Source organism: Haemophilus sp. CCUG 66565 (genome assembly GCF_001679495.1).
Lineage (GTDB): Bacteria > Pseudomonadota > Gammaproteobacteria > Enterobacterales > Pasteurellaceae > Haemophilus > Haemophilus haemolyticus_K.
This window is the reverse complement of the sequence record NZ_LZOX01000017.1, coordinates 191,870-206,825: the sequence shown is the minus strand read 5'-3', so window position 1 is coordinate 206,825 and position 14,956 is coordinate 191,870. Positions and strand designations below refer to the sequence as shown.

Here is a 14,956-nt window from a genome sequence, read left to right as displayed (position 1 = left end):
TTAGTTTTCTTGTTTTTTCACTTCATCCCACAACAAATCTAATTCAATAAGTGGCACATCATTAACTTGCTTACCTTGTTGTTGAACCGCTTGTTCTACTGCTCGAAAACGACGTTCAAATTTTAAATTCGCTTTTCGCAATGCATCTTCAGGATCACATTTTAAGTGGCGAGCAAGATTGACGGTTGCGAACAATAAATCGCCGATTTCCTCCTCCACTTTATTTTGTTCAATCGAGGTGCGGTTAACTTCAGCTTGAACTTCTTCTAATTCTTCCCGCACTTTGTCAAATACGGGTGAAATTTCTTCCCAATCAAAACCTACTTTTGAACAACATTTTTGTAATTTTGCTGCTCGAGTAAGAGAAGGCAAAGCACGAGGTATATTATCTAAAATAGAGGTTTCTGCACTTTTACCTTGTTTTTCTTTGGCTTTCATTTCGTTCCAACGGGAAAGGGCTTCTGTTTCGTCCCCCGCTTTTGCATCACCAAACACGTGAGGATGACGGCGCACAATTTTTTCAGCTACATCTTGCAATACATCGTCAAAAGTAAAGTATTTATCTTCCGTAGCAAGCTGGCTGAAGAAAACGACTTGTAACAATAAATCCCCTAATTCTTCGCGTAAATTTGGTATGTCTTTCTTCTCAATCGCTTCGATTACTTCGTAAGTTTCTTCCGTTAAGCAAGGAATCATGGATTCATAATTTTGTTTTAAATCCCAAGGACATCCGCCATTTGGATTACGCAATTGAGCAATAAGTTGAATAAAATCCTGAATAGAATAATGCATTGTCTCGCCTCCTAATCAATAATCTATCTGTTTAATAGTATAACGGAACAATAAGAAAAAGGGTGTAAATACAATCGCTTTTTAACTACTTTTTCTTTATACTCTAGCCCCTAGAAAATCTTTTATTAAGCTGGACAAGATGGAAAAAATTATTATCGATCACGATCGTTTTTCTCGTACAATTTCACGCATTTCCCATGAAATCATTGAAAAACACCAATCTCTCGATAATGTAGTGATTGTTGGAATCAAACGCCGCGGGGCTGAAATTGCCGCATTATTACAGCATAGAGTAGAAAAATTAAGTGGTAATAAATTACCATCTATGGAACTGGATATTACCTTTTACCGAGACGATCTAACCTTAGTAGATCAAGAGGATAAAATGCCTGTATACAGTGGCTCCTCACAATATTTGAATATTCAAGACAAAACAGTAATTCTTGTCGATGATGTACTTTTTACTGGTCGAACCATTCGAGCAGCAATGGATGCACTCACTGATTTTGGTAGAGCGGCAAAAATTGAGTTAGTCATTTTTATCGATCGTGGACATAGAGAACTACCAATTAGGGCTGACTATGTAGGAAAAAATGTCCCAACAAGTCGCGAGGAATTAGTACAAGTTCGCACTGAAAAATATGATGGTTGCTATGAAGTTGCTATTATTGGGAAATAATTACTGTCACTTGTGAACCTTCTTTAGAACTGATAATCTAAAGAGCATTGTTGATACTTTTTGATAAAACAGAAATGAAAAAATCTACATTTAAATCATTGTTTCTAGCCACTATTGGCGCCATTGTTTTAGCTTCTGTTGTAAAAGCCGAAGAACGTGTTGTAGCAATGGTGAATGGCGTTCCAGTCCTTGAAAGCCAGATTCAAGCAAATATAGGAAAAAATGGAGATCGCCAAGTTGCTTTAGATAAAATCATTGATGACATTTTGCTTCATCAAGCAATGCAAGATGTGAAAGCCCCCTCAATTGACCCTAAAGCATTAAATGCAGCTGTAGAGCAACAACTTAATCATATTGCTGCAGCAAACAATTTAACCTTGGGGCAGTTCGCTATTGCGCTAAGTAATGAAGGTTCCTCACTAAATGAATTTCGCCAACGTATCGCAAAAGATGTCAAAAAAGCCTGGGAAAACCAATTACAAACGATGACCCGCGATGCAATTCGAAATAAAGTAATTCATGAAAGCGTGGATGTTGAACAAGCACGTAGTGAAGCTTGGGCCCTTGGACAAAAAATGTTAGAGGAAGCAAAAGAAAAAGGTTCTGCACAGAAAATAACAGGAAAAGAATATGAAGTTCGTCATATTTTGCTTAAACTAAATCCAATGCTAAATGATGCGCAAGCCAAAGCAGAACTTACCAAAATTCGCTCAGATATTATTGCTGGAAAAATTTCTTTCTCAGATGCAGCGTTAAAATATTCAAAAGATTATTTATCCGGCGCAAATGGCGGCAGCTTAGGTTATGCATTCCCCGAAACTTATGCGCCACAGTTTGCACAAACTGTTGTACAAAGTAAACAAGGAGTAATTTCTGCACCGTTTAAAACAGAGTTTGGCTGGCATATTTTAGAAGTGACAGGAATGCGAGACGGCGATCTTACTGCAGAGTCCTACGCACAAAAAGCCTATGAACATTTAGTAAATTCTCAGTTGCAAGATGCAACAAAAGACTGGGTTAAAGCATTGCGTAAAAAAGCAGATATCCAATATTTTAATAAATGATTTAATATTTAAAAGAAAGGGGCTTAATTGCCCCTTTTGTTGTTTTTTATTTTCTCTTTCTTATAGCTTATGAAGAAATTTTTAATTGCGATTTTACTTTTAATTTTGATTTTAGCGGGCGTGGCCAGTTTTGGTTATTACAAAATTATTGAATTTGTAAAAACACCGGTAAATGTGCAGGCCGATCAACTTTTAACGATTGAACGTGGCACAACAGGTTCAAAATTAGCCGCACTTTTTGAGCAAGAAAAGTTAATTGATGATGGGAAATTATTGCCTTATTTACTGAAGTTGAAACCTGAACTAAATAAAATAAAAGCTGGGACTTATTCTCTTGAGAATGTTAAAACCGTGCAAGATTTACTGGATTTGCTTAATTCAGGTAAGGAAGTGCAGTTCAATGTAAAATGGATTGAAGGAAAAACCTTCAAGGATTGGCGAAAAGATCTTGAAAATGCACCGCACTTGGTGCAAACCTTGAAAGATAAGAGTAACGAAGATATTTTCACATTACTTGATTTGCCAGATGTCGGTCAAAATCTTGAACTAAAAAATGTGGAAGGTTGGCTTTATCCTGATACTTATAACTATACGCCTAAATCGACAGACTTAGAGCTACTGAAGCGAGCGGCTGAGCGAATGAAAAAGGCGTTAAATAAGGCTTGGAACGAGCGTGATGAGGATTTACCTTTAGCAAATCCTTATGAAATGTTGATTATGGCTTCTATCGTGGAAAAAGAAACGGGCGTGGCTGATGAGCGAGCAAAAGTGGCCTCTGTATTTCTCAACCGCTTAAAAGCAAAAATGAAATTACAAACGGATCCAACGGTAATTTATGGTATGGGCGAGAATTATAGTGGTAATATTCGTAAAAAAGATTTAGAAATGTCAACGCCTTATAATACGTATGTGATTGATGGATTGCCGCCAACGCCAATTACTATGCCAAGTGAAAGTTCATTACAGTCTGTTGCGCATCCAGAAAAAACAGATTTTTATTATTTTGTGGCAGATGGTTCTGGTGGGCATAAATTTACCCGAAATTTGAATGAACATAATAAAGCGGTGCAAGAATATTTACGTTGGTATCGCAGTCAGAAAAATGCCAAATAAAAGTGCAGAAAAAATATGAAAGGAAAGTTTATTGTCATTGAAGGTTTGGAAGGTGCGGGGAAAAGTTCCGCTCATCAGTCTGTTGTGCGAGTTTTGCATGAACTTGGTATTCAAGATGTCGTGTTTACACGAGAACCTGGTGGGACCCCGTTGGCAGAGAAATTACGTCATCTCATCAAACACGAAACCGAAGAACCTGTGACAGATAAAGCAGAGTTATTAATGCTTTATGCGGCTCGTATTCAGTTGGTGGAAAATGTGATTAAACCTGCTTTAATGCAAGGAAAATGGGTAGTAGGTGATCGCCATGATATGTCATCTCAGGCGTATCAAGGTGGTGGGCGTCAATTAGACCCGCATTTTATGCTCACCTTGAAAGAAACCGTATTAGGTGATTTTGAGCCAGATCTCACCATTTATTTGGATATAGATCCGATTGTCGGTTTAGCGCGAGCTCGTGGACGTGGCGAGTTAGATCGTATTGAGCAAATGGATTTGGATTTTTTCCATCGTACTCGAGCACGCTATTTAGCGTTAGTAAAAGATAATCCAAAAGCAGTAATGATTAATGCAGAGCAGAGTATTGAACTTGTTCAAGCTGATATCGAAAGCGCGGTAAAAAATTGGTGGAAATCAAACGAAAAATGACCGCACTTTACCCTTGGTTAATGCCAATTTATCATCAAATTACTCAAACCTTTGACGAAGGTTTGGGGCATCATGCTGTGCTGATTAAAGCTGATTCTGGTTTAGGCGTGGAAAGCTTATTTAATGCGCTTGCACAGAAAATAATGTGTGTGGCTCAAGGTGATAAACCTTGTGGTCAATGTCATTCTTGTCATTTAATGCAGGCCCATAGCCATCCAGATTATCATGAATTAAGCCCTAATGACGGCAAGGATATTGGCGTCGATCAAGTACGCGACATTAATGAAATGGTTACTCAACATGCACAACAAAACGGCAATAAAGTAGTGTATGTGCAAGGAGCAGAACGTTTAACAGAAGCAGCTGCCAATGCATTATTGAAAACATTGGAAGAGCCTCGTCCAAATACTTATTTTTTGCTTCAAACGGATAGTTCGTCAAGTTTGTTGGCAACCATTTACAGTCGTTGCCAAGTGTGGAATCTGTCCGTGCCTAATGAACAAATGGCTCTTGATTGGTTGAAATCAGAAAGTGCGGCTGAAAATCAGGAAATTTTGACCGCACTTGCGATGAATCTTGGACGACCGCTTTTAGCCTTAGAAACTTTACAACAAGGGCTGATTGAACAGCGTAAAAACTTCTTACGTCAATTTTGGGTGTTCTATCGCCGACGTTCGCCATTGGAATTACTTCAGTTGTTTGATAAAGAACGCTATGTTCAGCAAGTGGATTGGATTTTGGCTTTTCTTTCCGATTGTTTAAAACATAAACTTGAAATTGACAGTCATCGACAAGTTGCCGATCTTGGTCGTGGTATCGAACAATTCAGCGATGAGCAAACAGCCCTTGGTTTATTACAAGCAATCAAAATTATGCAAAAAGTGCGGTCAGATTTGCTTACAATTAATGGTGTGAATGTTGACTTGATGCTATTAGATGGCTTGACGCGATTAGTCACTGAAGTATTTGAAACGCAATAAATTAAAGATATATCGCCTATGGCGTTCAAGCCTTAGGCATAAGGAAAAATAATTATGTTCATTGTTGATTCCCACTGTCATTTAGATGCTTTGGATTATGAAAATTTACACAAAAACATCGCGGATGTGGTGGAAAAAGCACGCGCGCGTGATGTGAAACATTTGCTCGCGATTGGTGTAACATTAAGCCGTTTTGAGCAGGCTTATGAATCTTTGCGCGAATTTAATAATGTCTCGCTTGCTTGCGGTGTTCACCCACTGGATTTTGAAGAGGAACCTTATGACGCAGAACGCTTATTACGTTTAGCGCAAGATCCAAAAGTGATTGCTATTGGCGAAATTGGATTGGATTATTATTACAGCGCGGACAATAAAGCGGAGCAACAAGCGGTGTTTGGTAGCCAAATCGATATTGCAAACCAGTTAGATAAGCCAGTAATTATTCATACTCGTTCTGCGGGCGATGACACCATTGCAATGTTACGCCAGCACCATGCTGAAAAGTGCGGTGGCGTTATTCATTGTTTTACGGAAAGCATGGAATTTGCGAAAAAAGCGTTGGATTTAGGTTTTTATATTTCTTGTTCTGGCATTGTCACCTTTAAAAATGCCGAAGCGATTCGTGAGGTTGTTCGTTATGTGCCAACGGATCGCTTATTGGTTGAAACGGATTCTCCTTATCTTGCGCCAGTACCTTATCGAGGAAAAGAAAACCAACCGGCTTATACGAGAGAAGTATGTGAATATGTGGCAACATTAAAGGGTGTTTCGGCTGAGTCGTTTGCTAGAATCACCACGCAAAATTTCGAGCGTTTATTTAAAATTCGTGTAGAATAAATGCACAGTTCTGACAAGGGAAAAGTATGCGAAAGTTTTTTAAATATTTCTTATTTATTGTTGTTTTTTTATTCCACGGTTTTATGTTTTCTGTGGTGAATTATGTGTTCCCTCATTACGATGTGACACGTGTTACTGGCGTAGAAGTAAAACGCGTTGATAAAGATGGGCCCATCACAAAATCGAATCCAGCTGATGGCCCAACACGTGATGTGTATTACATCAATACGCAAAATGACGATGGAAAAATTATGGTGTATCGCAATGAAGATACACGTTGGGGTTTCCCGTTTTACTTCAAATTTGGATCGGCCAATTTACAGGCTGAAGCGCAGGCTTTGGGTAATGACAACAAACTTGTGCAAATTAAATACTATGGTTGGCGTATTACGATGATGGATGAATATCGCAATGCAACCTCAATAAAAGAAATTACTGCTGACGACACGCCAAGTCATCCAATCGTTTCTTGGATTTTCTATGCATTCCTGTTAGCTACTTTATTCTTGTCTATTCAATTTGTTCGTGGCTGGTTTGACAGCGAAGAGTAATATCCTGAACGGCCGCAAAGTGCGGTCGTTTTCTTTCATATTTTTGAGTAATGATTATGGAATTATTTCATACTATTTTGGCGATTATTGCCTTAATTCTAATTAGTGCGGTTGTTTCTTCTGCAGAAATTTCACTGGCGGGTTCGCGTAAATTGAAACTACAAACCCTTGCAAATGAAGGGGATGTGCGTGCGCTTCAAGTGCTTAAATTACAAGAGCATCCTGGTCGTTTTATTACCGTAGTTCAAATTGGTTTGAATATGGTGGCAATTCTTGGAGGGGGAATTGGTGAAAGCGCACTAAGTCCTTATATCGCGGAAATTTTAAGCCGCTCTTTTGTGGGCGATTGGATTGAGCCAACAGCTTCCACAATTGCGTTTGTATTGGTTACTTGTTTCTTTATCTTATTTGCTGATCTTATTCCAAAACGTATTGCTATTACTTATCCGGAAATGGTGGCTTTGCGTGTTGTCGGCATCATGAATTTCAGTATGTTTGTGTTTAAGCCACTTGTATGGTTTTTTGATACGATTGCTAATGTATTTTTCCGCTTATTTCGTATTTCCACTGTGCGTGAAGATGGCATGACGTCTGAAGATATTTTCGCTGTAGTAGAAGCAGGTGCAGAAGCAGGTGTATTGAAAACTCAAGAGCATTATCTCATCGAAAATATTTTCGATATGCAAGCGCGTACAGTGACTTCCACCATGACAACCCGTGAAAATATCGTGTATTTAGACCGCACTTTTTCTCGCCAAGAAGTCATGGATACGCTTTCTCGTGATTCTCATTCTAAAATCGTGATTTGTGACAATAGCCTCGACAAAATCTTAGGTTATGTCGAATCCCATACGTTGCTAACCATGTATTTGCAGAATGAAAATGTGGTGCTGACTGATCCTAAACTACTACGTAAAGCATTATTTGTGCCTGATACGCTTTCTCTTTACGAAGTGTTGGAATTGTTTAAATCTACCGGTGAAGATTTTGCGATTATTGTGAATGAATATGCCCTTGTAGTAGGTATTGTTACGCTAAATGATGTCATGAGTATTGTCATGGGGGAATTGGTTTCTAACGAAGAAGAATATATTGTTAGTCGTGATGAAAATTCGTGGCTTATTGATGGCGCAACGCCATTAGAAGATGTGACACGAGTGTTAGATATTGAATCTTTCCCTGATGAAGAAAATTACGAAACCATCAGTGGCTTTATGATGTATATGCTACGTAAAATTCCGAAAAAAACCGATTCTGTGGTTTACGGAAAATACAAGTTTGAAGTAATTGATACGGAAAACTTTAAAATCGATCAGATTTTGGTGTCTTTAGTAAAAGAGGCGGAATAATTACCGCCCTTTCTTTAATCCCCTTCAGCCAGTATAATGGCGGCGTTTTATTAACTTTAATCAGGTATGACTATGTTTAAAAAAATCTCTGTTTTATTTTTTACGTTAATGTTGGCAGGTTGTTCTTCTTGGTCATCGGTTACCAACTATATTCCATTTATAGGGAACGATAAAAAAGTGATTGATTTAGATAAAGATAAAATCGATCAGAAATCCTATGCAGCAGCTTATGAAGCGACTATAGCGACATATAAAGGTCGCGTGAATGAAAATTTCTTTGTAGATAATTTTGCAAGTGGTGCGAATGACTGGTATCTAGGCCGTATTTTAGTTCCTGTTAAACAAATTCAGGATAAACTTTATACAGGCGGCCATGATTCTGATGTATATGCTTATTATAGCGGCGTGTTACATGCGGAAGCATTGCAAGCGAACATTAAACGTTTGAACGCAAATTGTTGGGAAAAAGTGGATTCGCAAAGCATAACTCAAGGTATTTATGATGCGATGCGTGATTTGCAAAAAGGCAAAGAGCGCGGTGAAAATGATGAATATATTGCGCAAGGTAGTGAAGCACTGCTGAAAGCCTGCACATCTAAATAATTGTTTTTCAACAAGCTGCTGGTCGATTTATTTCACCAGCAGCTTTATTTTTAAATTATTAAGGAGCAAGAATGTTAGAACTTTCGGAAAGCAACATTCATTTAAATGCTAACGCAGCTGATAAACAACAAGCGATTGAAATCGCAGCGTCCGCATTAGTTCAAGCAGACAATGTGGAAAATGGTTACTTGCAAGGAATGCTAGCGCGCGAGTTGCAAACCTCAACCTTTTTAGGCAATGGCATCGCTATTCCTCATGGCACCTTGGATACTCGTTCGATGGTAAAGAAAACGGGCGTGCAAGTGTTTCAATTTCCTCAAGGCATAGAATGGGGAGAAGGAAATATTGCTTATGTCGTGATTGGTATTGCGGCGCGATCTGATGAGCATTTGTCCTTATTACGTCAACTTACTCACGTTTTGAGTGATGAAGATACCGCAGCGAAATTAGCAAAAATAACGGATGTTGCTGAATTTCGTGCGATTTTAATGGGCGAGACAATTGAGCCATTTGAAATTCCTGCTGCCAATATCAGTGTAGATGTAGATACCCAAAGTTTATTAACTTTAGTCGCGATTAATGCGGGGCAATTACAGATGCAAAGTGCGGTAGAAAATCGCTTTATTTCTGAGGTGATTAATAATGCGGCATTACCACTTGGCAAAGGGTTATGGGTAACCGATTCTGTCGTAGGGAATGTGAAAAATGCCTTGGCATTTAGTCGTGCCAAAACGATTTTTAGCCACAATGGCAAAGCTGTAAAAGGCGTGATAACCGTTTCAGCTATCAGTGATCAAATTAATCCAACTTTAGCGCGTTTATTAGATGACGATGTCCAAACAACCTTACTCAATGGTAATTCAACAGAAATTTTGACCGCACTTTTGGGTTCAGAGTGTGATGTTGAAACTCAATCTGTAGAAGGTGCTGTTGTAGGAACCTTTACGATTCGTAATGAACATGGTTTACATGCGCGTCCAAGTGCGAATTTGGTTAATGAAGTGAAAAAATTCACTTCGAAAATTACCGTGCAAAATCTTACTCGTGAAAGTGAAGTCGTCAGTGCAAAAAGTTTGATGAAGATTGTTGCACTTGGTGTAATACAAGGGCATCGTTTACGTTTTGTGGCAGAAGGGGAAGATGCAAAACAAGCTATTGAAGCATTGGGCAAAGTGATTGCCGACGGCTTGGGTGAGAATGTTTCTGCCGTGCCGCCATCTGAACCAGATACCATTGAAATTATGGGGGAGCAAATTCACGCACCAGAGGTAACAGAAGATAATAACTTGCCGGCAAATGCTATTGAGGCAGTGTTTGTAATTAAGAATGAACACGGTTTGCACGCTCGCCCAAGTGCAGTGTTGGTAAACGAAGTGAAAAAATATAATGCCTCTGTAGCGGTTCAGAATCTTGATCGTAATTCTCAATTAGTGAGTGCTAAAAGCTTAATGAAAATTGTGGCATTAGGCGTAGTAAAAGGGACTCGTTTACGTTTTGTTGCAACGGGCGATGAAGCGCAACAGGCTATTGATGGAATCGGTGCTGTGATTGAATCGGGTTTAGGGGAATAGTATGGCAAGCGTTGTAACAATTACTTTAAATTCCGCCTATGATTTAGTCGGGCGTTTAACTCATATCCAACTTGGTGAAGTAAATACCGTAGAAACCCTTGGCTTATTTCCTGCGGGGAAAGGCATTAATGTCGCAAAAGTACTAAAAGATTTAGGCGTTGATGTTTCAGTAGGCGGTTTCTTGGGCGAGGATAATTCAGCTGATTTCGAGCAAATGTTTAATAAGCACGGTTTGGAAGATAAATTCAACCGTGTGGATGGCAAAACTCGTATCAATGTAAAAATTACCGAAACTGAAGCAGATGTGACAGATTTAAATTTCTTGGGATATCAAATAAGCCCACAAGTTTGGCAACAATTTGTGACGGATTCTTTGGCTTATTGTTTAAATTATGACATTGTCGCAGTTTGTGGCAGTTTACCTCTAGGTGTATCTCCTGAATTATTTGCTGATTGGTTGAGTCAGCTTCACCAAGCTGGCGTAAAAGTGGTGCTTGATAGTAGCAATGCTGCGCTTACCGCTGGATTAAAAGCGAAACCTTGGCTAGTAAAACCCAATCATCGAGAACTTGAGGCTTGGGTTGGTCATCCATTAAATCGTCTTGAAGAAATTATTGCTGCTGCACAGCAACTCAAAGCGGAAGGTATTGAAAACGTGATTATTTCAATGGGAGCCAAAGGTTCTTTATGGATTAATAATGAAAGCGTGCTCAAAGCCGAACCGCCAAAATGTGAAAATGTAGTGAGTACTGTTGGGGCAGGCGATTCAATGGTAGCAGGCTTAATTTATGGTTTTGAAAAAGGTTTATCGAAAGCTGAAACCTTAGCTTTTGCTACGGCTGTGTCCGCTTTTGCGGTGTCTCAAAGTAATGTCGGTGTGAGTGATTTGAATTTACTTGAGCCCATTTTAGAAAAAGTACAAATAACGATGATTGAAGGATAGTATGAAGTTATTTTTAACCCAATCAGCTAATGTAGGCGATGCGAAAGCCTATTTATTACATGAAGTTTTTCGAGTAGCTGCGCAAAAAGCAAATGTCTCTATTGTAGAAACACCAGCCGAAGCAGATCTTGTTCTCGTATTTGGTTCTGTATTACCCAATAACCCTGCGTTAGTTGGTAAAAAAGTCTTTATTATCGGCGAAGCTATCGCCATGATTTCTCCTGAAGTCACGCTGGCAAATGCCTTAGCCAATGGAGCAGATTATGTTGCTCCGAAAAGTGCGGTGAATTTTACAGGTGTTTCTGGTGTAAAAAATATTGTTGCGGTAACTGCTTGTCCAACTGGCGTTGCACATACGTTTATGTCAGCCGAAGCGATTGAAGCCTATGCGAAAAAACAAGGTTGGAATGTAAAAGTTGAAACCCGTGGTCAAGTTGGGGCTGGCAATGAAATTACTGCAGAAGAAGTCGCGGCGGCTGATTTGGTATTTGTTGCAGCAGATATTGATGTGTCTTTAGATAAATTTAAAGGTAAACCAATGTATCGCACTTCAACAGGATTAGCCTTGAAGAAAACCGAGCAAGAATTTGATAAAGCATTTAAAGAGGCCAAAGTTTTTGATGGCAGAAATAATGCTGGCTCAAAAGAAGAAAGCCGTGAGAAAAAAGGTGTGTACAAACACTTAATGACTGGCGTTTCTCATATGTTACCGTTAGTGGTTGCGGGTGGGTTGTTGATCGCGATTTCGTTTATGTTCAGTTTTAATGTAATTGAAAATACAGGAGTTTTTCAAGATCTTCCCAATATGTTGATGAATATCGGTAGTGGTGTGGCGTTCAAGTTAATGATTGCCGTGTTTGCCGGTTATGTTGCATTTTCTATCGCTGATCGTCCAGGGCTTGCAGTTGGTTTGATTGCGGGGATGCTGGCAAGTGAAGCGGGTGCAGGGATTCTTGGCGGTATTATTGCGGGTTTCTTAGCGGGCTATGTAGTGAAAGGGCTGAATGTGATTATTCGATTGCCAGCAAGCCTGACTTCATTAAAACCGATTTTAATTTTACCGCTCTTGGGTTCGATGATTGTTGGTTTGACGATGATTTACCTCATTAATCCACCAGTAGCTGAAATTATGAAAGAGCTAAGTAATTGGCTTACTTCAATGGGCGAAGTGAATGCGATTGTGTTAGGCGCAATTATTGGTGCAATGATGTGTATCGATATGGGCGGGCCGGTAAATAAAGCAGCATACACCTTTTCTGTTGGATTGATTGCATCCCAAATTTATACGCCAATGGCTGCGGCAATGGCCGCGGGTATGGTTCCACCAATTGGTATGACAGTGGCGACTTGGATTGCTCGCAATAAATTCACTGTTAGCCAACGCGATGCGGGGAAAGCATCATTCGTTCTTGGTTTATGTTTTATTTCCGAAGGTGCATTACCATTTGTGGCAGCAGATCCAATTCGTGTCATTATTAGCTCTGTGATTGGTGGTGCAGTGGCTGGTGCGATTTCTATGGGCTTAAATATTACATTACAAGCTCCACACGGCGGATTATTTGTAATTCCATTTGTATCTGAGCCGTTGAAATATCTTGGTGCAATTGCGATTGGTGCTTTATCAACAGGTGTGGTTTATGCCATTATTAAATCGAAAAACAATGCGGAATAATACCGCACTTTGAATGTAAAAAAGCCGATTCATTTGAATCGGCTTTTGTTTTGGAATAGATTTATTTTTCACGATCGTCGATAGTTTGTAGCAAATAATTTCCATCTGCATCAGCAAGACTGCGGAAACCTACATTCGTGATTTTGTAGGGATACTTTGTTCGATAAGTAAAGTTTTCGTGATGATGACCGTGGAATACTTGCTTAACACCCATCTTCATTGCCAAATCATTAATCACTTGGAAACCCATCGGATGTGGCTTAGGGGCTTCGTGACAAATCAACACATCCGCTTGTTGGTTTTCTAAGATTTCAATATCCGATGGGAAAATTGACGTGCGATGACGTAAAGGCACACCGCCTCGCCAGATTTTCTCTTGTGGGCTATATTGACAATAATGAATAGGATCAAAAAACATGGGGCGATTTGGCGGCATCCAAATTTGCCCTCGGAATACACCGCCTAATCCTGCAATGCGGGTGCCTTGAATATCAACTACGCGATTGTGTAAATTCCGTGATTGCCATTCAGAACCCCAAATCGCATCAAAAGCACTAATTGTTTTGCTATCATGATTTCCATGAATAAACCAAATATCACAATGTTTAGCAAGTTTATCCAACTCATCTGTTGTCGTGAGCTGTAAATCGCCTAAAATTATGAGTGCGACATTTTCCTGTTCTCTCACAAAAGGGTAAATATGATCGTAGCTTCCGTGTGGATCACCGGCAAATAAGATCATTGATGTTTTCCTTTTATAACAAATGGACTATTTTGCAATTCACTGATTTCTTCTTCATTTAACACTTTCTCAATGACTGCTTTCACTTGGTTATAGCGATCAAGATAACTTGGCGATTCAATTTCTATGTAAGGGACTTTATATTTATCTAACAGTTTTTTGAGTAGTTGTTGAAATTGTTGGCGTTGCTTTTGTGAACCTAAACTGCGCAAGCCATCATCCACCCATTCAGTATTATTTTTAAGCAAAATAGTGACATCGAATGGATATTCTTTAATCATCGAATCTAAAAATGGATGGGCTTTTCCTTCGTACTGAATGCAGAACGCTTGCGTGGTGATGAAATCCGTATCAATAAATGCAATTTTATGTGCATGGCGCACTGCATAATCAATGTATCGTTGATGACCAAGAGCCATTTGCGGATAGTCAGAATATTGCATGGCCTGCTCATTGCCACCTAGCTTTTCAAATACAAATTCACGGCCGTATTCCCATGCAGACGTGGTATTAAATACGGCAGCTAACTTATTCACAAGCACACTTTTACCGCTGCTTTCTCCACCTAAAATCGCCACCGTTTTGGCAAAGAAAGGGCGAACTTCTTTCGGAATAAATTTCCAATATTGGAATGGAGTCGTACGAATTTTAGTTGCAGACACATTAAAGAAAGTGCGGTCAGGATCGACTAACGAAACTTCTAAACCTAAGTATTTCTCGTAAGGTGCTTTATCTTGAGGTTCGCTACTAAATACGATTGAAGGTTCAAAATGTTTTTCATGAAATAGGGTTTTAACCGCTTCGCTCCAAGATTGCCAGCCATTTGGATAACTCGGAATACCGTCTTCAACCAAATGATGAATAAAAATCTGATTTTTTTGATATTTGAAAATTTGCTGCATCCAACGCAAACGATCTTGCACGGTTGGCATGCGTTTCATTTTACTATCGTAAAATAATTTCAAATCGCGCTCCGTATCACTACACACGATAACGTGTAGTTCATCTACTTTACTGAACGCTTCATAAATCATATTTATATGGCCTGTGTGCACGGGATAAAATTTCCCGAAAATGACACCGACTTTTTTCTCTTTTGCTTTTGACATAATCGGCTCTTGATAGCGTAAGAATTGAGTACGTTTATTGTAGGCTAAATGAAAATATTTTTCACGTTCTGATTTAGTGCCTAGGTATTTTGCGCTATACTTAGTGCGCATTCTCAGGGCAGGGTGAAATTCCCTACCGGTGGTAAAGCCCACGAGCGTTTAAAAGTGCGGTCAATTTTTGGCAAATTTTTCCAGCTAAATTGTCCTGATTTTCACTTTTAAAGTCAGCAGATTTGGTGAAATTCCAAAGCCGACAGTAAAGTCTGGATGAAAGAGAATAAAACGAGTTGGGTTCCCAAATCG

At 39.3% G+C, this 14,956-nt stretch carries 14 protein-coding genes, 1 pseudogene and 1 riboswitch; of the genes and pseudogenes, 12 read left to right on the top strand and 3 right to left on the bottom strand.

The genetic code is table 11. From position 1 onward, the window contains the following. A complete protein-coding gene (mazG, locus tag A9501_RS08835; protein ID WP_065265608.1) occupies positions 1-792 on the bottom strand; it encodes a nucleoside triphosphate pyrophosphohydrolase in 792 nt (263 codons plus the stop codon). A gap of 139 nt (positions 793-931) precedes the next feature. Here mazG and pyrR point away from each other — a divergent pair, with 139 nt between their 5' ends. From pyrR to A9501_RS08775, 12 genes are all read left to right on the top strand, one after another. Further along, a complete protein-coding gene (pyrR, locus tag A9501_RS08830) occupies positions 932-1,471 on the top strand; it encodes a bifunctional pyr operon transcriptional regulator/uracil phosphoribosyltransferase PyrR (RefSeq protein ID WP_048952948.1) in 540 nt (179 codons plus the stop codon). Positions 1,472-1,545: 74 nt separating this feature from the next. Then, positions 1,546-2,535 (top strand): peptidylprolyl isomerase, encoded by a 990-nt coding sequence (locus A9501_RS08825; protein WP_065265607.1) that lies wholly within the window; start codon positions 1,546-1,548, stop codon positions 2,533-2,535. Positions 2,536-2,604: 69 nt separating this feature from the next. Next, the gene (gene mltG / locus A9501_RS08820) at positions 2,605-3,648 is read left to right on the top strand and encodes an endolytic transglycosylase MltG (protein ID WP_065265606.1); all 1,044 of its coding nucleotides are present in this window, start codon (positions 2,605-2,607) and stop codon (positions 3,646-3,648) included. Between the two features lie 15 nt (positions 3,649-3,663). Further along, positions 3,664-4,296, top strand: a complete 633-nt coding sequence (gene tmk / locus A9501_RS08815) for a dTMP kinase (RefSeq protein ID WP_065265605.1) — start codon at positions 3,664-3,666, stop codon at positions 4,294-4,296. Further along, positions 4,293-5,276 carry a DNA polymerase III subunit delta' gene (locus tag A9501_RS08810; protein ID WP_065265604.1) on the top strand — a complete coding sequence of 328 codons (984 nt, stop codon included), beginning with the start codon at positions 4,293-4,295 and terminating at the stop codon, positions 5,274-5,276. Before tmk ends, A9501_RS08810 begins: the two co-directional genes overlap by 4 nt. A gap of 54 nt (positions 5,277-5,330) precedes the next feature. Further along, positions 5,331-6,113 (top strand): YchF/TatD family DNA exonuclease, encoded by a 783-nt coding sequence (locus A9501_RS08805; protein ID WP_065265603.1) that lies wholly within the window; start codon positions 5,331-5,333, stop codon positions 6,111-6,113. 26 nt (positions 6,114-6,139) lie between these two features. Next, the gene (locus A9501_RS08800) at positions 6,140-6,664 is read left to right on the top strand and encodes a DUF1523 family protein (protein ID WP_005626131.1); all 525 of its coding nucleotides are present in this window, start codon (positions 6,140-6,142) and stop codon (positions 6,662-6,664) included. Positions 6,665-6,714: 50 nt separating this feature from the next. After that, entirely contained in the window at positions 6,715-8,013 is a 1,299-nt protein-coding gene (locus tag A9501_RS08795; RefSeq protein WP_005635716.1) for a hemolysin family protein, read from the top strand. 72 nt (positions 8,014-8,085) lie between these two features. Next, positions 8,086-8,616 carry a hypothetical protein gene (locus A9501_RS08790; RefSeq protein ID WP_065265602.1) on the top strand — a complete coding sequence of 177 codons (531 nt, stop codon included), beginning with the start codon at positions 8,086-8,088 and terminating at the stop codon, positions 8,614-8,616. A 71-nt stretch (positions 8,617-8,687) separates the two neighbouring features. Next, on the top strand, positions 8,688-10,187 hold the full coding sequence (gene fruB / locus A9501_RS08785; protein WP_065265601.1) for a fused PTS fructose transporter subunit IIA/HPr protein: 1,500 nt from the start codon (positions 8,688-8,690) through the stop codon (positions 10,185-10,187). Between the two features lies 1 nt (position 10,188). Then, complete coding sequence (fruK, locus tag A9501_RS08780; RefSeq protein ID WP_065265600.1) at positions 10,189-11,130, top strand: 1-phosphofructokinase; 942 nt, start codon at positions 10,189-10,191, stop codon at positions 11,128-11,130. A gap of 1 nt (position 11,131) precedes the next feature. Then, the gene (locus A9501_RS08775; protein WP_065265599.1) at positions 11,132-12,802 is read left to right on the top strand and encodes a fructose-specific PTS transporter subunit EIIC; all 1,671 of its coding nucleotides are present in this window, start codon (positions 11,132-11,134) and stop codon (positions 12,800-12,802) included. 61 nt (positions 12,803-12,863) lie between these two features. Here A9501_RS08775 and A9501_RS08770 read toward each other — a convergent pair whose 3' ends face one another. Both A9501_RS08770 and nadR read right to left on the bottom strand, forming a co-directional pair. Continuing rightward, entirely contained in the window at positions 12,864-13,544 is a 681-nt protein-coding gene (locus A9501_RS08770) for a metallophosphoesterase family protein (RefSeq protein ID WP_065265598.1), read from the bottom strand. Further along, a pseudogene (gene nadR / locus A9501_RS08765) lies at positions 13,541-14,782 on the bottom strand (multifunctional transcriptional regulator/nicotinamide-nucleotide adenylyltransferase/ribosylnicotinamide kinase NadR); the annotation flags it as partial. The gene A9501_RS08770 and the pseudogene nadR, both read right to left, overlap by 4 nt. Continuing rightward, positions 14,759-14,936, top strand: a riboswitch (FMN riboswitch). It overlaps the preceding pseudogene by 24 nt. Positions 14,937-14,956 lie beyond the last annotated feature (20 nt).